This window comes from Gloeocapsa sp. PCC 7428, from assembly GCF_000317555.1.
In the GTDB taxonomy this organism is placed as follows: Bacteria; Cyanobacteriota; Cyanobacteriia; order Cyanobacteriales; family Chroococcidiopsidaceae; genus Chroogloeocystis.
Window position 1 is genome coordinate 799,700 of sequence record NC_019745.1, and the last position, 25,660, is coordinate 825,359.

At 43.5% G+C, this 25,660-nt stretch carries 27 protein-coding genes; 13 read left to right on the forward strand and 14 right to left on the reverse strand.

Annotated elements, in window-relative coordinates; all coding sequences use genetic code 11:
• Positions 1-40: 40 nt before the first annotated feature.
• Positions 41-727: an N-acetylmannosamine-6-phosphate 2-epimerase gene (locus GLO7428_RS03560; protein ID WP_015187191.1), complete on the forward strand. Its 687-nt coding sequence runs from the start codon at positions 41-43 to the stop codon at positions 725-727.
• Between the two features lie 79 nt (positions 728-806).
• Here GLO7428_RS03560 and GLO7428_RS03565 read toward each other — a convergent pair whose 3' ends face one another.
• Positions 807-1,727 carry a hypothetical protein gene (locus tag GLO7428_RS03565; RefSeq protein ID WP_041918867.1) on the reverse strand — a complete coding sequence of 307 codons (921 nt, stop codon included), beginning with the start codon at positions 1,725-1,727 and terminating at the stop codon, positions 807-809.
• Between the two features lie 111 nt (positions 1,728-1,838).
• Between GLO7428_RS03565 and GLO7428_RS03570 the strand changes: the two genes are divergently transcribed.
• Complete coding sequence (locus GLO7428_RS03570; RefSeq protein WP_015187193.1) at positions 1,839-2,762, forward strand: metallophosphoesterase; 924 nt, start codon at positions 1,839-1,841, stop codon at positions 2,760-2,762.
• A 43-nt stretch (positions 2,763-2,805) separates the two neighbouring features.
• Here the strand turns inward: GLO7428_RS03570 and GLO7428_RS03575 are convergent, their stop codons facing one another.
• Positions 2,806-3,636, reverse strand: coding sequence for a DNA adenine methylase (locus tag GLO7428_RS03575; protein WP_015187194.1), 831 nt, complete (start codon positions 3,634-3,636; stop codon positions 2,806-2,808).
• Between the two features lie 241 nt (positions 3,637-3,877).
• Between GLO7428_RS03575 and GLO7428_RS03580 the strand changes: the two genes are divergently transcribed.
• The 4 genes from GLO7428_RS03580 to GLO7428_RS03595 all read left to right on the forward strand — a co-directional run bounded on the left by GLO7428_RS03580 (position 3,878) and on the right by GLO7428_RS03595 (position 6,732).
• A complete protein-coding gene (locus GLO7428_RS03580; protein WP_015187195.1) occupies positions 3,878-4,084 on the forward strand; it encodes a DUF751 family protein in 207 nt (68 codons plus the stop codon).
• A 57-nt stretch (positions 4,085-4,141) separates the two neighbouring features.
• The gene (gene rbfA, locus GLO7428_RS03585) at positions 4,142-4,552 is read left to right on the forward strand and encodes a 30S ribosome-binding factor RbfA (RefSeq protein ID WP_015187196.1); all 411 of its coding nucleotides are present in this window, start codon (positions 4,142-4,144) and stop codon (positions 4,550-4,552) included.
• Positions 4,553-4,614: 62 nt separating this feature from the next.
• Positions 4,615-6,174 (forward strand): glycoside hydrolase family 3 N-terminal domain-containing protein, encoded by a 1,560-nt coding sequence (locus GLO7428_RS03590; RefSeq protein WP_015187197.1) that lies wholly within the window; start codon positions 4,615-4,617, stop codon positions 6,172-6,174.
• A 324-nt stretch (positions 6,175-6,498) separates the two neighbouring features.
• On the forward strand, positions 6,499-6,732 hold the full coding sequence (locus GLO7428_RS03595; RefSeq protein ID WP_015187198.1) for a DUF4327 family protein: 234 nt from the start codon (positions 6,499-6,501) through the stop codon (positions 6,730-6,732).
• Positions 6,733-6,974: 242 nt separating this feature from the next.
• Here GLO7428_RS03595 and GLO7428_RS03600 read toward each other — a convergent pair whose 3' ends face one another.
• Positions 6,975-7,322, reverse strand: a complete 348-nt coding sequence (locus tag GLO7428_RS03600) for a hypothetical protein (RefSeq protein WP_015187199.1) — start codon at positions 7,320-7,322, stop codon at positions 6,975-6,977.
• A gap of 114 nt (positions 7,323-7,436) precedes the next feature.
• Between GLO7428_RS03600 and GLO7428_RS03605 the strand changes: the two genes are divergently transcribed.
• Entirely contained in the window at positions 7,437-8,357 is a 921-nt protein-coding gene (locus GLO7428_RS03605; RefSeq protein WP_015187200.1) for a cation diffusion facilitator family transporter, read from the forward strand.
• 88 nt (positions 8,358-8,445) lie between these two features.
• Here the strand turns inward: GLO7428_RS03605 and GLO7428_RS03610 are convergent, their stop codons facing one another.
• From GLO7428_RS03610 to cbiD, 9 genes are all read right to left on the reverse strand, one after another.
• Positions 8,446-8,877, reverse strand: a complete 432-nt coding sequence (locus tag GLO7428_RS03610; RefSeq protein ID WP_015187201.1) for an ester cyclase — start codon at positions 8,875-8,877, stop codon at positions 8,446-8,448.
• A gap of 69 nt (positions 8,878-8,946) precedes the next feature.
• Positions 8,947-9,525: a Crp/Fnr family transcriptional regulator gene (locus GLO7428_RS03615; RefSeq protein WP_041918502.1), complete on the reverse strand. Its 579-nt coding sequence runs from the start codon at positions 9,523-9,525 to the stop codon at positions 8,947-8,949.
• Positions 9,526-9,683: 158 nt separating this feature from the next.
• Positions 9,684-9,938: a hypothetical protein gene (locus GLO7428_RS03620; protein ID WP_015187203.1), complete on the reverse strand. Its 255-nt coding sequence runs from the start codon at positions 9,936-9,938 to the stop codon at positions 9,684-9,686.
• A gap of 546 nt (positions 9,939-10,484) precedes the next feature.
• A complete protein-coding gene (locus GLO7428_RS03630) occupies positions 10,485-10,883 on the reverse strand; it encodes a TIGR02391 family protein (RefSeq protein WP_041918503.1) in 399 nt (132 codons plus the stop codon).
• A 195-nt stretch (positions 10,884-11,078) separates the two neighbouring features.
• Positions 11,079-11,291 (reverse strand): hypothetical protein, encoded by a 213-nt coding sequence (locus GLO7428_RS03635; RefSeq protein ID WP_041918504.1) that lies wholly within the window; start codon positions 11,289-11,291, stop codon positions 11,079-11,081.
• A gap of 250 nt (positions 11,292-11,541) precedes the next feature.
• On the reverse strand, positions 11,542-12,288 hold the full coding sequence (locus GLO7428_RS03640) for a class I SAM-dependent methyltransferase (protein WP_015187205.1): 747 nt from the start codon (positions 12,286-12,288) through the stop codon (positions 11,542-11,544).
• A gap of 239 nt (positions 12,289-12,527) precedes the next feature.
• Positions 12,528-13,604, reverse strand: a complete 1,077-nt coding sequence (locus tag GLO7428_RS03645; RefSeq protein WP_015187206.1) for a linear amide C-N hydrolase — start codon at positions 13,602-13,604, stop codon at positions 12,528-12,530.
• Positions 13,605-14,121: 517 nt separating this feature from the next.
• A complete protein-coding gene (guaA, locus tag GLO7428_RS03650; protein ID WP_196797528.1) occupies positions 14,122-15,669 on the reverse strand; it encodes a glutamine-hydrolyzing GMP synthase in 1,548 nt (515 codons plus the stop codon).
• A gap of 196 nt (positions 15,670-15,865) precedes the next feature.
• Positions 15,866-16,972 (reverse strand): cobalt-precorrin-5B (C(1))-methyltransferase CbiD, encoded by a 1,107-nt coding sequence (gene cbiD, locus GLO7428_RS03655; protein ID WP_015187208.1) that lies wholly within the window; start codon positions 16,970-16,972, stop codon positions 15,866-15,868.
• Between the two features lie 212 nt (positions 16,973-17,184).
• On the opposite strand from cbiD, the gene GLO7428_RS03660 reads away from it, so the two are divergent.
• Together GLO7428_RS03660 and moaA are read left to right on the forward strand one after the other, a co-directional pair.
• A complete protein-coding gene (locus tag GLO7428_RS03660; RefSeq protein WP_015187209.1) occupies positions 17,185-18,651 on the forward strand; it encodes an MFS transporter in 1,467 nt (488 codons plus the stop codon).
• Positions 18,652-18,788: 137 nt separating this feature from the next.
• Positions 18,789-19,775 carry a GTP 3',8-cyclase MoaA gene (gene moaA / locus GLO7428_RS03665; protein ID WP_015187210.1) on the forward strand — a complete coding sequence of 329 codons (987 nt, stop codon included), beginning with the start codon at positions 18,789-18,791 and terminating at the stop codon, positions 19,773-19,775.
• A 185-nt stretch (positions 19,776-19,960) separates the two neighbouring features.
• Here moaA and rpsD read toward each other — a convergent pair whose 3' ends face one another.
• Positions 19,961-20,569, reverse strand: coding sequence for a 30S ribosomal protein S4 (rpsD, locus tag GLO7428_RS03670; RefSeq protein ID WP_015187211.1), 609 nt, complete (start codon positions 20,567-20,569; stop codon positions 19,961-19,963).
• A gap of 174 nt (positions 20,570-20,743) precedes the next feature.
• Between rpsD and GLO7428_RS03675 the strand changes: the two genes are divergently transcribed.
• From GLO7428_RS03675 to GLO7428_RS03690, 4 genes are all read left to right on the forward strand, one after another.
• On the forward strand, positions 20,744-21,355 hold the full coding sequence (locus GLO7428_RS03675) for a hypothetical protein (RefSeq protein WP_015187212.1): 612 nt from the start codon (positions 20,744-20,746) through the stop codon (positions 21,353-21,355).
• A gap of 246 nt (positions 21,356-21,601) precedes the next feature.
• Entirely contained in the window at positions 21,602-22,822 is a 1,221-nt protein-coding gene (locus GLO7428_RS03680; protein WP_015187213.1) for an acyl-CoA dehydrogenase family protein, read from the forward strand.
• Positions 22,819-23,568, forward strand: coding sequence for a PIG-L deacetylase family protein (locus GLO7428_RS03685; RefSeq protein WP_015187214.1), 750 nt, complete (start codon positions 22,819-22,821; stop codon positions 23,566-23,568). The genes GLO7428_RS03680 and GLO7428_RS03685 overlap by 4 nt, the downstream gene beginning before the upstream one ends.
• Positions 23,568-24,164 (forward strand): class I SAM-dependent methyltransferase, encoded by a 597-nt coding sequence (locus GLO7428_RS03690; protein ID WP_015187215.1) that lies wholly within the window; start codon positions 23,568-23,570, stop codon positions 24,162-24,164. The genes GLO7428_RS03685 and GLO7428_RS03690 overlap by 1 nt, the downstream gene beginning before the upstream one ends.
• On the opposite strand, the gene GLO7428_RS03695 is transcribed toward GLO7428_RS03690, so the two are convergent.
• Positions 24,087-25,376 carry a glycosyltransferase family 2 protein gene (locus GLO7428_RS03695; RefSeq protein WP_015187216.1) on the reverse strand — a complete coding sequence of 430 codons (1,290 nt, stop codon included), beginning with the start codon at positions 25,374-25,376 and terminating at the stop codon, positions 24,087-24,089. The genes GLO7428_RS03690 and GLO7428_RS03695 overlap by 78 nt on opposite strands.
• Between the last annotated feature and the right edge of the window lie 284 nt (positions 25,377-25,660).

A 25,660-nucleotide genomic window follows, 5' to 3' on the forward strand; every position in this document is an offset into this window, starting at 1 on the left:
CTGGCTTGCCCGTCCTTATTATTTAATAATCAATATTTCTATGGCTGATGATAATAGTATAATTGCAAAATTTAAGCAAGGTTTAATTGTTTCGTGTCAAGCGCCAGTTGACTCGCCATTACACGAGCCGACAGTTATCGCCGCGATCGCACAAGCGGCGGAGAATCAAGGAGCCGTAAGCGTCAGAATTGATACACCTGCACACGTGAGTGCAGTCAAACAGCGCTGTACAGTACCCATCATTGGGTTGTGGAAACAACAAATTTTAGGCTATGACGTATACATAACGCCACAGTTTCACCATGCAGTCGCGATCGCGCAAGCCGGAGCCGATATTATCGCTATTGACGCTACACAACGCCAGCGCCCAGAGGGAGAAACGCTGACTTCTTTAATTCAACAAATTCACCACGAACTTGGTAAACCTGTCATGGCAGATGTCGATACGATTGAATCAGCGATCGCGGCGGTTGCTGCGGGTGCAGATATTGTCGGAACGACGCTCTACGGCTACACGCAAGAAACTGCGCACCTATCTCCACCTGGCTTGGAACTGTTAACGCAAATGGTAGAAAAACTCGCAGTTCCAGTAATTTGTGAAGGCGGTATTTCTTCTCCTCAAATGGCACGCCAAGCACTCGATCTCGGAGCCTACGCCGTCGTTGTCGGAACAGCCATCACAGGAATTGATTATTTGGTAAAGGCATATCGATCGGCGATTAGTTAGGGGCTAGTGGCTAGTAATGAGTTTTGAGTTTATAGAATTTTCTTAACTCCTCTGCTTCCTCTGCACCTCTACTCTTATTTCATCCTTTGCGTTTCAAAATCACCATATTTTCCCCAATCACTGGGCTACGTGCGAGTAAATTGCCTTGGGGATCGATAACTTCTAAATAGATAAAATCGAGTTCCTTGGCTCGCTCAAACATTTGTGCAGTTAATTTGTCTTGTTCGGATGGTTCTAGGTTGTACCAATCAGTTTTTAACGTCACCGTGAGACTATTCGCCGGAAAATTGGCTTGCAGCGATTCAATAATCCCCTCACCATAGCGATCGCTCACTTGCGCAACTTGTTTTTCAATTGCTGCAATTAAACTCTGTTCGGGCGTAGGTTCTACAACAGGGAGCATCGGTTCCATCATTGGCTCAGAAGTACTTTCTGGAAGCACAGGCGAAGGAATTTCTGTAACTGGTTGCGGTGATTCTGGTGCAACTAATTCTGATGGTGCAGGAATTTCAGGTTCTTCTGGTGGTGATTCCGCACTTGGCTGCGGCGATTCTGGTGTCGCCAATGGTGGTATTATCGGCTCAAGTTCTTCTGGTGCTGGTTCGGTAATTGGTTGCAGTAATTCTGGCTCTTTTTGAACAACACTCGGTGGTATTTCCGCAACTTCAGGTGGCGATGATTTGGGTGATAAGAAAAAGGCTGTTGTTCCTACTAAAAGCACAACAACTCCAGCAATAATACCTGTCAGCGCTGAATCGGATATTGAAGTATTTCTAGGTAAAAGATTACGAATTGTAGCTAAAACTTGACTCCATCCGCGTTGTAGTTGCTCCCAAACTGGCGTCGTCGGTGCTGTTGGTTCAGCTTCAAGTTTTGTTACCAATTTTTCTAAAATATTAATTGTTCCCCGCAGAATCCTCACACTCTGTTTTTTGACAAACCCTGGATTTGCGCTGTGTGGTTGCGAAGATGGCGGTTGCGAATTGGGTGGTTGTGACATCAATCCATACTCAGGCAGTAGATTACACATCAATTAAGTCGCACTATGACGTTGCTGCCTACTCAGCCTTAATCTATCATTGTGAGGTTTGATTTCCCAATGGTGTAAAGTATGCCCCTCAAGCGTCGTCAGTTTGTCTTTCTCAGTGGTATTAGTGGTTTTGGTTTAGCTTTCTTGAGTAAAATTCAGCGTCACAGCAGCGAATACACTTCGTGTAGGCTTCACCAACGCAACCCTAATCTCAACTTAGTGTCTCAAACTCAACCGCTTACATCCGCACCAATTTTACGATTTGTTTCGCTAGCTGACACAGGAACCGGAGCCAAAGGTCAATACGCAGTTGCGCAAGCAATGACACAATACCACAAACAAAATGTTTTCGATTTAGCCATTTTAGCTGGAGATAATATTTACAATGATGGCGAAATCGAAAAAATAGGCGCAGTTTTTGAACGCCCATATGAACCTTTATTAAAACAAGGCGTTAAATTTCGTGCGTGTTTAGGAAATCACGATATTCGCACCGCAAATGGCGATCCGCAAGTCAAGTATCCAGGGTTTAATATGCAAGGGCGCTATTACACCTTCCGGCGTGATGCCGTGCATTTTTTTGCTTTAGATACTAATAATAATGCTGATTGGACATCACAATTACCTTGGCTAGAAACCGAACTCAGTCGCAGTGATGCACCTTGGAAAATTGTCTTTGGACATCACCAGATTTATTCTTCTGGTCATTATGGCGAAAATCAAAAGTTAATCAAAGAATTAACTCCGCTTTTTCAAAAACACAACGTGCAATTATACATTAACGGACACGATCACGATTATGAACGTACTCGTGAAATTAATGGTACAACTTATTTAACTTGTGGTGCTGGTGCTGGAGTTCGCCCCGTAGGACGTTCGGAATGGACAGAACATTCTGCTGAAAAACTTAGCTTCGCAGCGTACGAAGTGTATCGCGATCGCATCGAAATTTCTGCCATTGATACTAAAAACAAAGTTTTTGATCGCGGTGTAGTTCAATTATAATTACTTGTTATTCAGCCCCAACATAGGCTGATCAAAATACCTATTATGTAGTAATTAATACTTCTGAAATTTTCCCCCGTTTGGTGGCATTTGAGTTAATTGCTCTAGCAGCTTGAATTTCATAAATTTTAAAATCTTTGTAGAGTTCTCTGATAAAAGGACAATCCGAATTGGATTGCATTATTTTTACCCCTCTTTGCGCTAACTCCACACAGACATTTTTCAGTTTAATCTGATCGTCTTCATTAAAAGCATCGCGACTGTAAGCAGTAAAGTTGCTAGTTTGACTTAGCGGATAATAAGGAGGATCGAAATATACAAAATCTTCAGGGCTTTTAGCATAACTCAAAACTGTTTCAAACGGTCTGACTTCTATTTGAGCTACTTGTAATGCTTTTGCCACAGCACGCAATAATTCCGAATGACAGATTTGCGGATTTTTGTATTTTCCCATCGGCACATTGAATTCACCTTTAGAATTTTCACGATATAAGCCATTAAAGCAAGTTCTATTTAAATAAATTAATCGTGCGGCTCTCTCTACAGAATTCTCGGTAATATAAGAGCGCATATAATAGTAGTATTCCTGATTGTGTTTTCTCCTATGCTGCTCTAATAAAGAAATAACAGATTCAACATCATGTTTTATACATAGATACGTGTTAATTAGCTCAGGATTAATATCTGAGAGAAACGCTGAACTCAATGCGTAATTATTATACAAATAAAAAAAGACAGCACCGCCTCCTAAAAAAGGCTCATAGTAGTTGATAAACTTTTGTGGAAACAAAGAGACATATTGCTGAATTAACTTAGTTTTACCACCCGCCCACTTCAAAAATGGTTTTGGGTAACTAGGCTCTTGAGTTAACATTAACAAAAACGCAACTTAAACATGAAACCCAATTCAATTGTACAGAATATTTTAGTTATTTAATACAAATAGAAAAATGATAAATTCCTCTCTTTCTCCACTCTTTGTGAACTTTGCGCCTACCTTGCGGGAAAGCTACGCCAATGTGATTTGTTAAAAAATAATACTTCATAATCAAAAACAACTGTTATATAATATTAAACACATAAGAAAACCTCAAAAAATATATCAATAACATAAGATGTTTGATGGATTTTGGCAAAACATCTCGCGCTACCCCCGCTATTTTATTACGATTATTCTAGGGGTATTTTTAAACGCATTTGCACCGTTAGCACCGTTATTTAAGCGCCCAGTCACCGCGATCGCACTCATTGGCGTATTCATTGGGATGGTTGTTTTCGTCACGTTTACGCTGCGTGCCATGCTAGGGATAGATCCCATTTAAGCGCGCGCGAGGAAGAATAAGTAAAGACAACATTTAGAGTGAGGAAGTAGAAACTAAATGGCTACTAGTCGTCGCGTTTCTCGCGTTGCCGAATTAATCAAACGCGAAGTCAGCCAAATGCTACTCCACGACATCAAAGACGATCGCGTGGGAGCAGGAATGGTGAGTGTCACAGACGTTGATGTTTCAGGCGATCTTCAACACGCCAAAATCTTTGTCAGTATCTACGGTACTGATGAAGCACGAGCAGAAACAATGGCAGGCTTAAAATCCGCAACTGGATACATCCGTAGTGAATTAGGGCAAAGAGTTCGCTTACGGCGAACTCCAGAAATTGTCTTTCAAGAAGATCGTTCAATTGAGCGCGGTAACAGAGTTTTATCGCTAATCAATCAGCTTAATCAAAATCGTCAAATTGATGATGCAGTCGCAATCGAAGATGTTGATGAATTTGATGATGATGAATAAACGTTAACTGCTAATGGCTTTTAAAATAAGCTACAGCATACACATTAGCAGTATTTACCGTAATGCGATCGCTTCCTGATATCAATAGCCTTTCGCTTGCCGAACAAGTTGCTCAAATGGTTGTTGTTCGGGCTTCTGGCTATTTGTTCGATCACCAAATTCAGTATCCGCAGTGGGAACCGCCCGCAGTCAAGTTGCAATATTGGCTAGAACAACTTGGCGTAGGTGGCGTTATTTTGTTAGGGGGCAGTGCTGGAGAAATCGCGCTACGATCGCAACAACTGCAAACTTGGGCAAAATTTCCTTTACTGATCGCCGCCGATATTGAAGAAGGTGTAGGACAAAGATTTTCGGGTGCAACGGAGTTTCCGCCGCCCATGGCGCTGAGTGCGATCGCCCAACGAGATCTCGCACGTGCCATACAATACGCATCGCAAATGGGTGCTGTCACCGCACAAGAAGCGTTAGCAATCGGCATTAATTGGGTATTAGCGCCAGTCGTGGATGTCAATAACAATCCAGCAAACCCTGTCATTAACGTTCGCGCGTTTGGCGAAACTCCAGAAATTGTCAGTCATTTATCGACAGCTTTTCTTCAAGGCGCTAAAAAATTCTCCGTACTTACCGCCGCCAAGCATTTTCCAGGACACGGCGACACCGCCACAGATTCGCATCTCGATTTACCCATACTGCCACATTCGCCTGAAAGATTAGCAAAAATTGAATTACCACCATTTCAAGCTGCGATCGCCGCTGGCGTTGATGCAGTGATGAGCGCACATCTGTTGATTCCCGCTTGGGATAGCGAATACCCCGCGACACTCTCGCAAAAAATCTTAACGCAACAATTGCGCAAACAGTTAGGATTTGACGGATTAATTGTCACTGATGCGTTAATTATGGGCGCGATCGCTAACCGCTACGGAACCGAAGAAGCCGCCGTTTTAGCCGTAGAAGCCGGCGCAGATATTTTATTAATGCCTCTCGAACCCGAAGCCGCAATTCAAGCCGTATGCGAAGCAGTTGCACGCGATCGCGTTTCTGAAGATCGAATTCGTGCTTCTGTAGAACGGATTTGGCACGCTAAGCAACAAATTGAGTATGCCACTCCCCGATTGTCCGAATTAGCACAACCTTCAGCAGTAGCCGCAGTGAACGCGATTGTGCGCGAAACGCAGGTTGTCTCTGGTTCTGTGCCAATCCGCACCGACTCTCCTTCAGATAATCTACGTAACTTAATTGTTGTTGATAATCTACTTAACTGTCATTTTTTAAGTGAAATTAGTCCTGCGATCGCGCTGCCAAAACGGTTTGGTTATACAACTGAAATTGTTGATTGTCATACTTCAGCCACAGATTTTGATTGCCGTCAAGCCACCTTGTTACAGTTATTTATCCGTGGTAATCCGTTTCGAGGTAGCGCCGGTTTAACGCAAGTAGCCCAGGATTTGTTTAAGCGATTATTACAATTAGGAAATTTGCAAGCCTTAATCGTCTACGGTAGTCCCTACATAGTTGAAGAGTTTATGCCAGGCTTACCCACAACCGTACCTTGTTTATTTTCTTATGGGCAAATGCCTGCGGCTCAATTAACAATTATGAATACTTTATTCAATGTATAAAGCTTTCTATCGAAAGATAGAAATTTTTGATAATGCTTCCTCACCTATAGATAGAATAGCCAGAATGACTATTAGGTCAATACTTGTCAACAGTATTGTCAATCAAACTTATCTATCGTTTTACCTCAATAACTTTATAGGTGAAATTGTCACGTTTTCTTGACTCCAGCAATATTTATTAATATTATAGTAGAAAGGAAAGGATGAAAATAAAAAAAGTTCAGTATAGCAAACTACAAATAGCAAAATTACAATAAAGATCATTAGCTAGTCTGACTTAATGCTTTGAATACTATATTCCCAACTATTTCTGGGTCAAAAATCATGAGTGTGAATACATTGCCACCTGTTCGGTACTCGTTAGACGTGATTCAAGACGAGGTGCGTCGTCTGGTGCAAAAAGGAGTGATCAGCCGTCAACAACCAATCTACACATTGTGCCAATTCATTCCGCCCCGCGAATGGGTTTGTCTGGAAGGAGAACTAGAAAAATGCGATTTCCTGCTACGCGATCGCATTGGCGATCTTCTAGGTCACGAGGAATGGGACAACGATTAAGTTGTCTGTCCTTTGGCTAAAAGAGTCAATTTGATGTGGCGATCGCTAACCTACAAGCGAAGTTATATAACAAATTCATTTAGCACATAAGCCATTTACATCCTATTACCAAGTTCTACCCCACCTGACAATCACTGAGACTTGTTATAGCTATTCATCAGTTGATAGATTGTTTTGCTTAAGGCAAAGCAATTTTTTATTTGACAAGTTTTAGTAGAACTAGCGATCGCAACCGTTAGGCTTTAACTAACCTGTTCCAAATAGAGGTTGAGGTCTTCGCTAATGCGAGTCAGTTCAGCTTCAGTCGTAAGACGAATATGCGCATCGCGCAGCGTAATCAACACTTTAGCGGCAAAAGGTGTCGCCCAGATATTAGGATTACAAAAAATCTCTAGAAAGACTTCACCCGTATAACGATACTCCAAAGACTGTTGCGGAGTCGCTTTAGCACCAGGAGTCATTTTAGTACTAACAGCTTTGAGACTTTGCATCAATTGGGCGATCGCACTTTGTAACTCGCGCGCAGCTTCTGGAGAAAAACTAAAAGAGACTGAACCCTCAACCAAGTTCAAAGTCAGCTTAGAGGACATAAGCGTAAATTATCGAAACGTGCTACTTTATGTTACCTGTTATGCTGCATTTCCTCAGGTGGTTTGTGCGTATATCAAGCAGTTTTCTAGCCAAAATGAAATGAGAAAAATTATATGGTTAGAGATCGCCGTGCAACGGTGCAAAAGGTGTTACTCATCACGCTGATACTCAATCTATTCGTAATGACATTAAAAGCTGTCGTGGGTTGGTGGAGTGGTTCCCTAAGCTTACAGGCTGATGCATTACATAGCGTGACAGATGGCGCTAATAATATCTTAGGACTAATTGCCAGTCGTTTTTCGTCACCTCAACCCGATCGCGACCACCCTTACGGACATCTCAAATTTGAAGCTGTAGGTGCGTTAGGAATTGCTGCGTTTTTAGGTATTGCTTGCTTTGAAATTCTTCAGAGTGCGATTGAGCGAATTCTCAATGAGGGTGAACCTGTAAGGATATCCTCGTCAGAATTATGGTTACTGCTAATTGTACTCGGTGTTAATATCTTTGTTGCCTTCTACGAACGTACCGTCGGTCAACGCGTAGGTAGTCCAATTTTAATTGCTGACGCCAAGCATACAATGAGCGATGTTTGGGTAACGATTACTGTACTTGCTGGATTAGTTGGGATATGGCAAGGAAACGTTTTAAACTTGCCACAACTGCAATGGTTGGATGTAATTTTAGCTTTTCCGGTAGCGTTACTCGTCTTTAAAAGTGGTTGGTCAGTACTCAAAGAAAATCTACCTTGGCTTGTCGATGAAATGGCGATCGCACCCGAAGCAATTTATAAACTTGTCATGCAAGTTCCTGGTGTCATTAACTGTCACGATATTGCCTCAAGAGGCGTTGTCGGGCGACAAGTTTTTATTGAAATGCATTTAATCGTTGATGCAATAGACGTAGAAACAGCGCATAAAATAACTGAAGAAGTTGAAGCTAAGCTCATAGAAAAATTTAGCCCTGTACGCATTTCTATTCATATTGAACCGCCGGATTATCAAAGCGATCGCATCAGCTATGAAGCTAAATCATAAACTTGAGAAATGAATTCGCCGCTAAACAAAGTTTAGATGGTGCGTGGACTACTTCAGTGAGAGGGTGTCTGCGATCGCTGCTTAAGAATTAACTTGCACGTAATGCAGGAGAGTTCACTATACCTAACTGTTGCATTAAAGCCATCACATCAGCTTGCCCCCAATGTTCCACAACTTGACCATTGACGACGCGATCGATATGAACGACTGAAAATGTCACCTGTTTTCCTGTTGGAGGAACACCCATAATTTCTGCCAAATGAGTTCCACTGAACATTCCACGCGTAACGACTTTATCATCTTCAGCGATCGCATCTTCAAACGTGTGGCGACCATCAGGAAAAGCATCACGCATTTTTAGCGCATACTCGAAGAAAGCATCAGCCCCCTTAAGTGTGTAACTCCCCATTACGCAGCCAGTGATATCCGAAGCGATTAACGCTTTACCTGTTTCGATATCTCCGCGATCAAAAGCTTCATAGGCTTGTAGGACAATTGATTTATTCTGTTCTAATGACATCGTAAGCTCTTTTTGAAATATCCTGCTGCAAATTTACTTGGCAAAGCCCATAACTCGCATTGACTTGAGTTAAGAATTTCTTTTCTGGTAAATTCTCCGTTTCAATCGGCTTAGTGATTCAGGCTCAATACCAAGATACGATGCTAAATAATATTGAGGAATACGCTGCAACTCTGGTTCCGTTTGAATTAGGTCTAGATAGCGCTGTTCTGGCGAATCTCTAAAAAGAGAAAGCAATTTGTCTCGTAGCATAAACGCGAGATTCTCTGCATGAAGTCTCAATAATTTTTGACCGTCTGGTAATTCTTCAAAAGCATTAAGTACTTGATGGTTGACGAGCAAAACTTCTGAATCTTCAATAGCCTGACATGAGAAACACGCAGGTTTTTGTTTGCGAAAACTTTCATAATCACCTACTGATCGGTGTTCAGGGTGAAAAAATAGAGTATATTCTTTTCCATCTTTTATAAAAAAGGTTCTCAGAAAACCTTTTAGTGTGAAGCCAACAAATTCACAAATATCATTTTCCCGAAACAGAAATTCTCCCTTATAAATTAATTTTGACTTGAGCAGCGGTTCAATACGCACAACATCCACTTTAAAGTCAGGCGAAAGCTGTTGGATAAATTTATAAAATGGTTCATACATTGAGCTTACATTACCAACATATCTACAAAGTTTCCACCAATACCCTAAAAACATGAGTTTCTAACGGAATGTCTTCACACTCTAACTCAAAAGAGAATTTAGAATACTTTGTAATGGCAAATACTGAACCACTGTAGATAACCTTCAACTTGCACAGATCAATCTTTATCGGTCGGTTTCAACACAGTGTTAGATTGCTGATCGATGTCACTTCTTGCCGCTTCTAGCTTTTGGCGAATTGCTGCTTGAACTTTCTCATCAAAATCGGGATCGCTGGGACTTGCAATAATTCTACGCGGACGCTGATTGATTCTGTCTAAGTATGCTTGAAAAGCATCTCGATCCCCACGATGTTTGAGAAAATACTGCTTTAATTCCTCATCAGACATTGAATTATAGTCAACTCTGTTCATCAAAAAGCTCCCCAGTAGGCAAGATTTGAAACTCAAGCTCTTCGTTATAGCCAGCTAGTATGTATATGTTACGAGTTCGATTATCAACACAAATGAGATAAATCGGCTGAAGCATGATGTAAGTCAGTTGGTAGCTGACCCGATATAAACTCTCTAGTTGAGCAGCAGTAGGCATTCCGGTCACTCACTCCACCTACCGCCTATTTTAAGTTTCCTGCGTGCCAGAGACAAATCCATAACTTCTTGAATTTTATCCCTACAGCCCTTTCCAACAAAAGCCAAAGAATAAGCACTCTTCGACTAAAGCCTTTCCGACCATGCTTTAACCCGCGCTTCTGTCTACGGGTGCGATCGCTCCCTTTAACAATCTTCCAATCATGCCGTGGCAGAGGTCTTTCACTTACTTAAGCATTGTTACCCACATATACGCTTTCAACTGCGCCCCAAGCCAGGTCTGGCAGTCTAACGCCCAAATTAAGCCAACGCACGCAAACATCATCTCGATCCTACCCAATAGCCTCTCGCACCTTCGGCTCTAATGATTTGTTATACAGTAGTTGTATTTGACGGTGCGACAGTTGCATCATCAAGCATACGCATTAGCAAACTGGCAAAACTGAGGATTTCAAAAGTCTTGATTGGGTCACAATTGTTTAGAAATCGATGGCTGAGTGGATTCTTGAAACTGGCAATTGCGCCTCTATATATCGAGTGAGCAGCTTCTTGTTCAGCACTAACGGAACTAAAGATCAGTTTGGGTTGGTTGGGATTCATAACCTTAGAAACAAGATTTACTCCCAAATCAGTAGGAGTTGCACCTGCTCTGCTACGGATCTCTTCTTCAACCGTTTTCATCGCGTCAAAGATTGCGTTATCATACTGACCAGTTTCAAAAAGTTGCCGACATCTTTGAACAATTTGGGGATAAAGATCATCAAACGCCAACTTAAAGCTACTCTGTATTTCAGAAGTAGTATGATTTAATCGACGTTAAAGATCATCAATCAAATCCTCAACTGATATCGAATTCTTACGATGTTTGTAGAGAGTGTCTTCAAGAGGAGTGAGAACTTTCGCATATAGTTCACGAATATACTGCCTACGCGAAGCATAGCTGTCAAGATTACTAGACCAGTAATTCTACCAATCCCAAAGCGATCTGAAAGAATTTGGATTGCTAATGTTGAACCCTTCTTCTTGGAGGGATTCTAACTCTGAACTTACCTCCATGTAGAGTCGTTTATACTCGTCGTCCGCATCTTGGATTCGCGCCTGACCAGTTGCGACATCTTCCATAATTGATTGAAGATATTGGATCTTTTGGACGAGTTGCTCAAGCCATTGTGGTGTCATGGTCGAAATTAGACTCTACGCTCAATCAATTCTGGGTTCTGCTATCTAACTACTATTTAGTATAGGAAAAGTTTGTATGTAATCTTTTTCTACATAAAGATATGTAAGCGTTACACTCCTTTGCTATCAGAATATACAGAAAACTTCTTTTTTACGCTGCTATTTGTATATTATCCAGAATTTTTCCGTATATCGCTTGGTGCTATCAAGCATTTTTCTATCCAACATCTTGCTCTAGAATATTAACTGATTATGCGGCACTACGGCGACCCAAGACGATTGGTTGATGCAGTATTCCGTCTAAACGTTGGACATCGGTAAAGCCTACGTCTCTAAATAGAAACATTAGCCGCTCTATAGTAATCGCATAATAACGAGATAAGCCAGCAGTAACACTAGCAGGAGTACCTTGCTTTACTTCACGCACAAAATACATTGCAACGTCGTAAGCATCGTCATTCCAATCACGAGTTTGAAATACAAAGTAGCGATCGCTGCCGTCATAACGAAACCCATACGACCACATTTGCGGAGACGATCGGTCCTCATCTTCAAGATACTCGCGCAAGCTCACAATAGCGACTCCATCGTGCCGCAAACACTGGTAGAAACCCTGAAGTGCAACGCGAATCTCATCTCCAGGAAGATGTGGTAAAGAGTTATCGGCGCTTAATACGACATCAAATCCAGAACCATGCATTTGGGCACACTGACGCATATCTGCTACTTTGAATGTCATTTCGAGTCCGCGTGACAGCGCTTCTTTGTGCGCCCGTGCAACCGCTGCTGCTGATAAATCAGATGCTGTAACGTTATGTCCTAAAGCTGCGAGTCCTAGGGCTTGCGTTCCAATACCGCAGGAAACATCCAGAATCGATAGTGGTACTGAACCTAAGAAATTGCTAACGACACCGTTTAGTGCAGAACCCTGCTGTTTGATAGCTTCATTCCAGTCGGGGTATACAAGATGATAAAGACTCGCAATGTCGTCATACATAATTATGTATTGGGCGGAGAATCTAGACACTGCTACATCTCATAGTATGCAATACTCCCACGCAGTTGCTCAAATCTTTAACTCTATAGTTGGGTTAGCTTTGTCGTGGCGAATGACTCAATTGCTAAAACCAAGAAGCTAGAGAAGGCGATCGCTACAAATGCAATACCCCTATTAAAAGATCGCCCACAGAATACTCTTCTTTTTGTAAGATTATGTGAAGATTAACATAGCTACATTTAGTTTTTTACTGATGGCAGAAAAGCAAAAGGTTTAGTCGGTTGAAATTTTGCTGCTACATTCCCTGCATAAACAGCACCGTTTGTGAGTGTCAGTTTCATCGTTGGTGCGCCTTTCGTAAAATTGAGATCGGACAGATTTACCCAGAATACATTAGGACTGCGCGTTGATTCAAAGAAATAGCGCTTACTTTTGTGATCTGCAACCGTACGCCAGAGTGTTGAGGCAATATTGGGCTGTCCAGGCGTGGAAATTCCTCTAGGAACAGATACATTGCGAATGACCGAAAAAACACTAGCAGTTGCCTCATTAATGTCAGCCGTTTGTGGAATTGCTTTGATATAAAATGAAGCACGCACAAAGCGATCGGCAGCACGATTCGTTCCTGGTAACATTGTCAGTCCACCAATCGCTTCCCAATAATCATTGAGAGCAAGCTGCTGTTCGTAGATCGGCGAGTTGGTCATCACCTGATAATTACGGTTGTGGTGAATCTGAAGTTTTCCATCTACATATTCAAAAATGGCTGAGTCACCAGTAGCATCCGAGATAGACAAGTGCAACTGCCCAGGTTGTCCGTCTGGAGTCATTGTCGTAACGACATAAAAGGGTTCCTGGCGCATCGCTTGCACGGCTTCCGCAACAGTGGCGTAGTTGTCGAGGAAGTACTGTGCCCATAGGGAAATTGATAGGGGTTTACGCTGGTCATTTCTTGTTGGAGTAACATACTCTGACTCCACAAGATAAAGTAGGTTGGCAACTAAGCCCTTCTCGTTCATACCGTCTGCTGTGCCAGCATCAAAGCCCGATGCAATGACACTACCATATTTGGCAGTCCATACAATTGAGTTTGAACCAGCAATACCATTACGCTCTACACCACGTGGGAAAACCCAAAGGTTGGTTGGCATTTCACTTTTCCAATCCATAGTGCGTGCAGTAAAAATCGTATTGTTTGGTCCAAGATAAACAACACGAGTACAGGCGATCGCCGCAGGTATCTGCTGCATTACCCCCAGCGTCAATGCAAACATTGTGCTGACTACAGACCGATAAATTGTAATTGCTCGCATCATAAGTGGTGTTTCTCTTAAATACCTCGATGTTTTTTGTAAAATAAGCTACTTGCTGACTAAAACTTAATCGCAGCAAAGTCTTAATAAGAAACTGAAATATTTCTAAGCTCAGCATAGCGCAGACTAATTCCAACATTTAGCTGACTAGAGTGCATATTTACTTATATATTTATTAGCAGGATTTAGATGGCTAAACTGCATAATTTCAGCAATTCTTCCGTTTTAGCTCCTGATTTTTGCAACCTAAAATTAATTTTTACAGAATAATAAATAAACAATTTTTTGCTATAACTATTTTGCTGGTACTTATATTATTTTTGAGAAATTAAGTACTATTAAGTTTAAGCGTTAGTAAGATCTATATGATATGAAATCAGGATGCCCCAGGCTTTTTTAAACAGTATTGAGAGAATTTATTAAGTCAAAAACCTTATTTTTGCAAGCATCCAAGCAATCAAACATTCTGACCTACCAATGGTAATGATAAGGTCATTTTTACGATTTATAATTTAATAAACTACTCCCACTCAATCGTTCCTGGTGGCTTGGAAGTAATGTCGTAAACGACGCGATTCACGCCGCGAACTTCGTTGACAATGCGGTTAGAAATCGTCTCTAATAAGTCATATGGAACCCGCGCCCAATCCGCAGTCATCCCATCTTCGCTGGAAACTAAACGTAAAACTATGGGATACGCATAAGTACGCTGATCGCCCATCACGCCAACGCTACGAATTGGTAACAATACTGCAAACGCTTGCCACAGTTGATTGTAGATACCGTTACGGTTAATTTCCTGACGGACAATTAAATCGGCATCGCGTAAAATTTCTAAACGCTCTTCTGTCACTTCGCCTAAAATCCGAATGGCTAAGCCTGGACCTGGAAATGGCTGTCGTTGTACAATTTCATCAGGTAAACCAATTGAACGCCCAACTTTACGCACTTCATCTTTAAATAATTTCCGCAGTGGTTCGACAAGCTTAAAGCGTAAGTCTTTGGGTAAGCCGCCGACGTTATGGTGACTCTTGATTTTGACTGCGACACGTTCCCCCGTTTTCGGATCAACATTGGTATCCGCCGATTCAATCACATCAGGATACAAAGTTCCTTGGGCTAGATAATCAAAAGGTCCTAAGCGCTTGGAAGCATCTTCAAAGGCTTTAATAAATTCGTGTCCGATGCGGCGGCGTTTTTCTTCAGGATCGGTGACACCAGCGATCGCCGCCAAAAAGCGATCGCGCGCCTTAACATACTCCACTGGTATGTGAAACTGTTCTTGAAATAACTTGACTAACCGTTCTGGCTCTAGCTTACGCATAAAGCCTTGGTCAATGAATACACACGTCAACTGATCGCCAATTGCTTTATGAAGTAAAAACGCTAACGTTGAAGAATCGACACCACCAGAAAGCGCAAGTAAGACCCGCTTATCACCTACTTTGGCACGAATTTCGCGAATTGCTTCATCAACAAAAGCTTCCGTCGTCCACGTTGGTTCGCAGTCGCAAATGTGATAGACAAAATTCCGAATCAACGCCATTCCACCCAACGAATGCACAACTTCTGGATGAAACTGTACGCCATAAAGTTTTTTCTCGTGGTGCGCGATCGCTGCACAAGAAGTATTTTCTGTGTGTGCTAAAACCTCAAACCCTTCTGGCAATGCGGTACACGAGTCTCCGTGACTCATCCACATGATTGTGCCATCTTCGACGTTTGTCAGTAAATCAGTCGGATCGTCAATCAAAAGTGAGGCTTTGCCATACTCACCCCGTTCAGCACGCACGACATTTCCACCGAGTTGATTCACCATCAACTGCATTCCGTAACAAACACCCAGAATCGGAATACCCAACTCCCAAATTTGGGGATCGCATTGCGGAGCGCCGACGTCGTAGACTGAATTAGGTCCTCCTGAAAGGATAATTCCCTTAGGGTTGAGTTGCTGTAGTTGTTCAACAGTCGTGCGATAGGAAACCACCTCTGAATATACTTGCGTTTCCCGAATGCGACGGGCGATGAGTTCAGAGTATTGAGAGCCGAAGTCCAAGATGACGATCATTTGGCGATCCAGCTGCTTTGAAGTCGTTTGAGGCGGTGTTTGTGTCTGGATAGTCACAGATGGAGTCCCGATGGAGAAGGTTTGCAGCGGCAAAGGTTAAAAATTTCTATCTTGGTAGTACGTACTATTAAACACCTACCAGGCGATAGATCCCTAAAAAGCTATTTATTGGTATTTAATATATATTTTTCTTAAGTTAACACAAATGGGCGAGCAAAGTGGAACCTATTTCACTTTTGACGATGATTTGGCGATCGCGGTCAAATAATACTGAACCAACCTGAAGTTGGCGAGTGCTTTGCTTAAAAATATATTCTTGAGCGCGGCGATCAATACTGTGGGCGATCGCACTATACACAGTATTTACCCAGTTGCTGCCTTCTTGTACGTCCACTTCTCGCAAATACTTCAGTGCAGCTTCTGCTGTGGAACTTGTAAATAAAGTTTGTAGCACTGGTGTCGGTAAACCAACATTTGCTGCATACGCTGTGAGAATTTCCCGACGTCCATCTGCAAGGTGGTGATGTGTGTGAAAAATTCCTCCCGCAAGTTTCATTAGCTTACCGTGATAGCCAAAGAGTAAAATTGCGTCTACTTGTTGTACCGCAGCTTCCACAAGTAAAGGTCCAAGCCAATTCGCAGTTTTCACTAATCGCTTAGATTCAATTCCCATTTGTGTTGCTAAATCCAAGCCATTTTCCCCGATACAGAACACCAAACAATGAAAATGACGTTTAGCTTGTAATTCCTCGCGAAAGGCTTCGAGTTGCCCAGGAGCGCTTAATGGTTGGGCAATTCCACTCGTTCCTAACAAAGAGAGTCCTTCAACAACACCAAACGCAGCATTCGACGTCCGCTCGGCTAATTGTCTTCCTTCAGGGAGAATAATCGTCACGGTGATTTTTTCGCCTGGTTGTAGCAACTGCGTTAAGTTCTCCTGGATCAATTGCTGTGCATAGCTATAAATCGCCGCTTCTCCTGTCGCACTCAGCTTGCCAATTCCTTCACCACCTTGGATGATGAGCGCTTGCCCTTCCTCGCGCGGTTCTACCAATGCCCAAATTGGCGTATTCCGAGTTAAATCAAGGTTATCACCAGGGTCGCTGCGCGTAATTGCCAACGCACCTTGCGCAATTCCTGAAACTTGTTCAATCGGAATTTCTACGGTTTCTGCGGGATGAATGAGATTGACGTCAACTGATGTTGTACCTTGCTTTTTGTGTAGCCAATGCAAAGCAGCGATCGCCGCCGCACAAGCAAACACCGGCAACGTGTATCCAGAACGAATTTCACCAGAATTCATAAACAATCACAACTAGCAGTGAGTAAGTAGAACTTTATTCCTAATTACCCTAACCTCTTCCTTTCTTCCAAAGATTTGTAATTGTAACCAACGACAGAGAGAATATTATCTTTATTTTTTGTTTCAATAGATTGAGAAACGTATCTTGCTACACTGCCTCTGTTGTGTAGTTGGCTAAGCCCAAAGCTGCTCTCAAACTTGGATAATGCCTAGTGGAAACCATCTCTCCTCCCACCATAGAAATTAGAGAACACCATCACGCGATAGCGGTATCACCCAGCGAACTACCGCCTAAAATTTCGCCGCAAGAAATTCGGACAAGCCTTAGAGCATCAACGATTGATGGAATCTTTGCAGCAATATTCTCTAGTATTACCAGTGGCGTCTTGCTCACCAATTTTCTTTTACAACTGGGGGCAAGTTCTGTAGAGATTGGGATGCTTTCGTCGATTCCGATGGTAGTCAATTTGCTACAGCCTTTAGGAGCTTACTTTGCCGACAGAACCACAAGTCGCCATAACTATTGCTTATGTATTTTTGGCGTATCTCGGCTACTATGGTTAATTTTAGTTGTCGGAATTGGTTGGGTATGTTGGTCAGGAGCCAATCTACATCAACTTGTTAGCTGGACGTTAGGCATGGTGCTAGTAACGCATATCCTGAATGCCTTAGGTGGTTCGTCGTGGGTAAGCTGGATGGCAGCGCTAGTTCCCCATCGCCTGCGCGGACGTTACTTTGGCTTTCGTAACAGTGCCAGCAGCCTGACAACATTACTTAGCGTACCCATCTTTGGTTTTGCAGTTTCTGCATGGCCTCATAGCAGTATTCAAGGTTATGGCATCGTGCTGTTTTTAGGTATCGTGGCTGGATTAATTAGCATGGGATGCCAGTTTTTTATGGCAGATGTTAATCCGCTACAACCGAGAGATGCTGCTTCGTATCGCGCTAAAGCAAAAGCGGCGGAGAATCTGAACGTTGTGGATGAAAGTTCGCGTTTACAAGTCAGTATTTTTCAAGATGCTAATTTTTTAAAGTTTTTACTTTACTTTGGCTTGTGGACGTTTGCAGTTAACTTGAGTGCGCCGTTTTTTAATTTGTATCTGTTAGATAATTTACATCTTAATTTAAGCTGGGTAACAACCTACACGAGTTTGACGGCAGGGGCGAACCTTGTGATGCTGGTATTGTGGGGCAAAATGGCAGATCGCATCGGCAATCGTCCTTTGCTGATTCTTGTCGGTGTTTTAGCCGCAATTACACCTATATTCTGGTTGGGGGCTGGTAGTGATTCGCTGTCGCGCTGGATTTGGTTGCCCTTGATTCATATTTTTAGTGGTGGAACTTGGGCAGCAATTGATTTATGTAGCAATAATATTCAAATGGAAGTTGCTCCTGTCGAACACCCGTCAAAATACTTTGCGATCGCAGCAGCAATATCTGGTGTTTGTGGCGCTTTTGGCACAACTACAGGCGGCTTTCTCGCCCAACTGTCGATCATTGGTGGTTTACCTGGCTTATTTGCGCTTTCGGTTATCGTCCGGTTAATCGCGCTCTTGCCACTTGTTTTTGTCCGCGAACCACGCAGTCAATCAGTTCTCAAGATTCTGCGCAACTTGCTTCCCTTTCAACCGCAACTCGCACCTGTTCCTGTTGGAGAAATTGGCGATCGTTCAGAATAAGAATTAGGAGTCAGGCGAATAAGATCTGAGCAAGCTAAAGGAAAGAGGATAGGCGGGTAGGCAGGAAAAATAGCATTTTCGTCTCTCCCACACTCTCACACTCCTACTCTTCCACTATCAACTAGCCACTAATCATTATGAATGCAGTAGACTACCTCCGGATCAGCTTAATCGACCGCTGTAACTTCCGGTGTCAGTACTGTATGCCGGAAGGTGCTGAGTTAGATTATATTTTGCGGCAACAGCTATTAACTGATGCAGAACTACTCAGCTTAATTGAAGAAGTCTTTATTCCCGTTGGCTTTACGCGGTTTCGGTTAACGGGCGGCGAACCGTTACTGCGTCCTGGGGTCATTGAAATTGTCCGCGCGATCGCTGCTTTTCCTCAAACTCAAGACCTGGCGATGACCACTAATGGTTTTTTGCTCGCGGGTATGGCACAAGCGCTTTACGATGTCGGACTGCGGCGGATTAATATTAGTCTAGATTCGCTCGATCCTGACACTTTTAACCAAATTATTGGCAATCGCAGTCGTTCGCGCTGGCAACAAGTTTGGCAAGGTATTCAAAGTGCGTATCAAGTTGGTTTTGATCCTTTAAAACTGAATGTCGTGGTCATTCCTGGTGTGAATGACCACGAAGTTCTCGACCTTGCTGCCTTAACGATTGACCGTGAATGGCACGTCCGCTTTATTGAATTTATGCCAATTGGCAATTCGCAACTTTTTGGCGATCGCGGCTGGATTGCTTCCGAAGAACTCCGCCAACGCATTCGCGATTCGTTCGGCTTGACAGAATCGCAAGTACGTGGTAGTGGACCTGCGGATGTCTTTCAGATTCCTGGGGCGAAAGGGACGTTGGGATTTATTAGTCAGATGTCCGAATGTTTTTGCGATCGCTGCAACCGGATGCGGCTTTCTGCCGATGGCTGGTTACGTCCGTGCCTACTCAATGAAGGTCATCAAATCGACCTCAAAACGCCCTTACGCGCTGGTGCTGACATGGCACAGTTACGCAAAGAAGTACGTCAACTGCTCGCAATTAAACCTGAAATCAACTTTAAACAACGCGAATCAGGAACAACTGGCGCATACAGCCGCACAATGTCACAAATTGGAGGTTAATTCAATTTCAGATTTTGGATTGACTGCGATTATTGAAAACCTAGCGGTTGAAACCGCAGTTATCAAACAAAACCTACCTTCGTAGGTTTATAAAAAGATTCTTTAGTCCGCGAAGGTGGACTTAGCCTGTTAAGCCGCAACTTTACTCGCTAGGCTAATAATCCAAAATCCAAAATCCAAAATCGTTATGCTTGTCGTGAGTAGTACTCAACGACCAACAATTCGTTAACTTGTAGCGCCACCCACTCGCGCTCAACCAAACTATTCACTCTACCTTCGAGCTTGTTTTTATCAAACTCTAAATGGCTAGGAAGGTTCGCAAGTCCTGGATATTGTAGATTATTTTCTACTAACTTACGTGAAGCTTCGCGGTCTCTGACTTTAATCTCGTCGCCAGGACGACACTGATAACTTGCAATATCGACAACTCGACCGTTAACTGTGATATGACCGTGATTCACTAATTGCCGTGCAGCAGGAATCGTCGGAGCCATTCCCATACGGAAAACGGTGTTATCCAGCCGCATTTCTAATAGTTGCAATAGAACTTGTCCTGTTGAGCCAGTCACGCGTCTAGCACGGCGGACGTAACGTAACAACTGCTTTTCGGTCAAACCGTAGTTAAAACGCAGCTTCTGCTTCTCTTCTAGACGAACAGCATATTCAGAACGCTTCTTACGGTTTTGTCCGTGCTGTCCTGGTGGATATGAGCGACGAGCGCTTTTACGAGTTAATCCTGGTAACTCTCCTAAGCGGCGAACAACTCTTAATCTTGGTCCTCTGTATCGGGACATGGGTTCCTCTTTACTACCTTGTCAAACTTCTCCCAAATTGACCATTATAAATCTGTAATAATCATATTGGCAAAATTAAGAGTCAATTAAACTCCATCAAATGCTCATCTGGGCTTTAATATAGCGGAAAATAAAATTTTATCGCTTTGAAATACTAATTCAAGTGAAGGTGATATGGCAATAGAAAAAAAGCGTATTCGTGTCGCTGCTACTCCTTTAGCTGTTGCAGCACTCGTCATGTCTACTGTTCCTAGCGCTACGGCAACAATTACAACTTCTTACCGCAATAGCTTTCGTGTTTGTACAGCCCGTCTTTTGAGTGTTGGTATTACCGATATTGCCGCAGCTAACGCTTGTGCCGCAGCACTCAATCCGCGATCGCTATCGAGTTGTGTTTTAAGCATTGATCAGCGCACAGAAATTGCCGCAACCGATGCACTGGCAACGTGTAGACAAGTACGCCGTCAAGATGATTTAGCCACTTGTGTCGTCGGAATCAGCCAAACGAGCGAACAACAACCGGCGAATGTTTTAGATTACTGCGGTCGTAGCTTATTGCCAGTACGCTTTGCTGAATGCGTTGTTGGTTTGCGCAGCGAAATTAATTTTACGCCTGTTCAAGCGATGGATAGCTGTATCGATGCTAGCGATCCGATAGGAAATCTTTCTCCTACGTTTATCCCAGAAGGGCAAACACCTGCAATTCAAACAACTCCCGAACCCGTCAGCCCAGTACCACCAGAGGCTCAGCCTTCTCCACCACCGACGACGCCAGTGACTCCGTGAGTTAGAGCAGGGGAACAGAGGTGCAAGGGAGAATATTTTTTCTGCTAGTTATAGCCCTAGTCAAAAGAGTTAGGACAATATAAAAGCTCGTCGTGATTTCCCTGAACCCTGACCTCTGATCTCTGACCCCTACTATAAACTGACAAGCTCTACCTCAGGAATGAGCATAAGTTGTAGTGCGACAGTGATAATAAATACCAAAAAGCCTTTAGCTGTACGATTTGCGCTCTTGGTTATGGCAAGGACTTGAAGGAGGATATTATTACTACACAACTTTCACTCAGCGTTATCCCTGATAGTTGGCACGAGCCAGCAATTGCAGAAATTTTATCGCGGGTTGTCGATATCGCTGATTTTGCATTTGCTAACGCTGCGACGGTAGATTGTCATGGAGCCTTTCCCGCAAAGGAATTTGAACTCATTGCGCAAGCAAAACTCTTGAGCGCACCATTACCTCGCGAATTAGGCGGGTTAGGGTTAGGGATACAAGCAGGTGGAACGCTACCTTTATTGCTGTTACTTAAACAATTAGGTCGCGGTAATTTATCTGTTGGACGCGTTTATGAAGGTCATGTTAATGCGCTACAACTGATTAACACGTTTGGCACTCCCGAACAAATTGAGGCTTTTGCGGAAGCCGCACGCGATCGCCATAAAATCTTTGGTGTCTGGAATGCTGAAGCCGCTGATGGTGTCAAAGTGATTCCGTTAGACAATGGCAATTATCGGCTAGAAGGCTCGAAAACTTTTGCTTCGGGTTGTGGTTTTGTCGAACGTCCATTTGTGAATGGAACGCTACCTGATGGTAGTTGGCAAATGTGTATTGTGCCGATGGACGAAGTTGAAACAGTTGTCGATCCTGCATGGTGGCAACCTTCAGGAATGCGCGCATCGGCAAGTTACAAAGTAGACTTTACAGGTGTGGAACTTGCTCCACTGTACGTTATCGGCAATCCTGGCGATTACTTCCGTCAACCCTGGCTAACAGGCGGTGTGATTCGCTTTGCGGCGGTGCAACTTGGTGGTGCAGAAGCGTTGTTTAATTTAACGCGGGAATATTTACAGTCACTCAATCGGACGCCAGATCCTTATCAAGAAGAACGTTTAGGAAAAATGGCGATCGCTATCGAAAGTGGGCATCTTTGGCTACGCGGTGCAGCAACTTTAGTCGATGAGTACGCGCCAGTATTTGGTGGTTATGCGGCTGAAGTCCATCCCCAAGCCAGCAAAATTGTTGCCTATGGCAATATGGTACGCACCGCGATCGAGCAAATTTGTATGGATGTGATGCAGTTATGCGAACGCTGTGTTGGTACTCGCGGCTTACTCCCGCCAAATCCAATAGAACGCGTTATTCGTGACTTGACGTTGTACCTACGCCAACCCGCATTTGATGCGGCGATCGCCAATGTCGGGCAATACGCGTTAGGAAGTGAGGAACCTGCAAGTTCGCTGTGGATGCTATGACTCAGATTGTGTCGCAAACGTTATTAGCTCCAGAGCAAATACCACTCTATCCCGCAAGTGCGATCGCTGATTTTGGTTCGACGCTGATTGTTGCGCCGCATCCTGATGATGAATCGCTTGGATGTGGTGGGGCGATCGCTTTATTACAGCAGCTTGGCGTCCCCGTAGAGGCGCTTGTTATCAGTGATGGGACTCAATCGCATCCTAACTCGCGTTGCTACCCTGCACCCGCCTTAAGAGACTTACGTGAAAGTGAAACTCGCGCTGCACTCGCGGTGCTTGGCGATCAAGTCGCAGTGACATTTTTCCGCCTTCAAGATGGTGCTGTTCCTAATCGAAATAGCGCTGATTTTAATTTTGCGGTGACTCGCCTGCGAGACTACCTATCCAGCCGTGATGTACAAACAATCTTTCTACCTTGGCGATTTGATCCGCACCCCGATCACCGTGCGACTTGGGAACTACTCACAACCGCAATTGACACGGCAAACTTATCACTGCGGCAAATTGAATATCTAATTTGGGATTGGGACCCTTTACAACGCAAAGATAGCAATTTACCCCCAAATATTAAGCCGTGGCGGTTGGATATCGGTACAGTCGTCGATTTAAAACAACAGGCGATCGCGGCATATCGTTCGCAAACAACTGATTTAATCGACGATGACCCAGAGGGTTTTCGTTTAACACCAGAAATGCTGGCAAACTTTGCCCATCCTTGGGAACTTTACTTGGAGCAAGCTTGATGAATCAACCAAAGCCACCTATGGAGTCACTGCAACCTCAATATTTTAACGATCTCTATACTGCTGATGAAGATCCTTGGCAGTTTGAGACGAGCGAATATGAGGCGAATAAATACGCAAATACTCTAGCCACGCTACCAAAACAACGCTACCGCTCTGCGCTCGAAATTGGTTGTTCGATTGGTGTTCTGACTTCGCGTTTAGCCGAACGTTGCGATTCACTGTTTTCTATTGATGCATCGGAAGTTGCTTTGAATCGCGCCATGAAGCGCTGTCAGCATCAACCTCATGTTAAGTTTCAACTGATGCAAGTGCCACTTGATTACCCGCAAGCAACTTTTGATTTAACTTTAGTTTCCGAAGTTGGTTATTACTTATCGTGGGATGATTTAAGAAAAGCGCAAAAACTGATCCTAGAGCATCTAGAATCAGGAGGGCATTTGCTGCTTGTCCACTGGACGCTATATGCCGAAGATTACCCCTTGTGGGGCGATGAAGTTCACGATTCGTTTATGGAACTAACCGATTCGCACTTGCGGCATTTGCACGGACAGCGGGAAGATCAATATCGGCTTGACTTGTTCGAGCGAGTTTAGATGAACTGGAGTTTTGCGTAAGTGACTTAAACGCGATCGCAGATCGGCGATCGCCTGCGAAATTTCTTGATGACAATCGCGTTCTAACTCAATTGCTTGCTTTTCTTTCACGCGTTCTCGCAACAAACCAAACGTTGGTGACTGATACAGTTCTGCGGTGAGCCAAGCCAGCGAGACTCCCCATTCTTGCGCGCACTGTGCAATTTCATATTCACTGAGTTGGTGAAGCCGCGATCGCATCCACAGCGATCGTAACTTCCGACGTGCTTGCAGTTTTTGTTCGCTTCGCGCTACTGATTCAACAATAAATGGCTGATGTTTATGTCCCATCGCCGTCCATTCGCGTAACTGATTTGCTAAACCATTTTTGGCGCGTCCGGTTTGTCGTGCTGAAGTGATGACTTTCACCGCTGGGCTATGACGAAACCTTGCATCAACACGTACTAATGCCTGATAGAAAGCAACGTCTTCGGGTGTTCGTACCGCAGGTATCCCACCTACACGAGCATACATTTGGGCTGTTACGGCTACACTTGCACCATAATGCTGATAATGCCGAGGCCAAGATTCGCACGGTTCAGGATCGAGATAAGTTTCGAGTTCGGTTAAGAGATAGCGATAGCCTACTTCACGCAAGTGACATAACCGTGCATAAGGATCTAATCGACTGCGTTCGGGACGATCTGTAATAATTCTCCCGCCAACAGCATCCGCACCGCGAGTGATTTCCTCTAATGTAGCAGCGATCCAAGTCGGGGCTACGCGAGTATCGCCATCGGTTGAAGCAATCACGCCGCGATCGCGTCCAATACTCATCAAGCGACGATACGCTTCATTCATCAAAAGACGCCGCACTTTACCGATATACGCTTCCGATTTGGGCAAGGTGATTTCTACGACGTGGAGTGCTAATGATGCGTTTTGCTGAGCAAATTTTCGCGCGATCGCCGCCGAATCATCACCGCAGTTATTTGCCAGTAGAATAATTTCGTAGCGGCTGTGATGCAGTGGTTTCCCGTGTAAATCGATTTGATGCGCTAAGGCATTGAGCGTCGCAACTAAGTGTTCAGCTTCATCTCGCACTGGTACAACAACGCATACTTCGCATTCTATAGCAGGAGGCTCGACGACTAAAGGCTCAACAGATGCTTCCTCTAACACTGAATCTGCGCGGGCTGCTGTTTGCTTCCCAAAACGCTCAATCCCCTGCATATTAATTTATTCCTATACCTACAGCAATTGCCTCAGTGTATCGATCTCTACTTTATTTTTAATCTACTTTTAAGCTGATTTTGTTATATTAAAAACGCCAATATTAGGTATTTTCTACTACAACTAATCAACACAATTTCGCCTAGTTAATTTAAAGTTTGAGCGCAAAAAATGAAATGATAAGAATAACCGCTAAAGCCATAAATTAAATTACACTTTGGTAAACCACATATTGCCAGCAATAGCAAGCATCAGCTAATTTCATTTATACTTTGGCAGTGAAA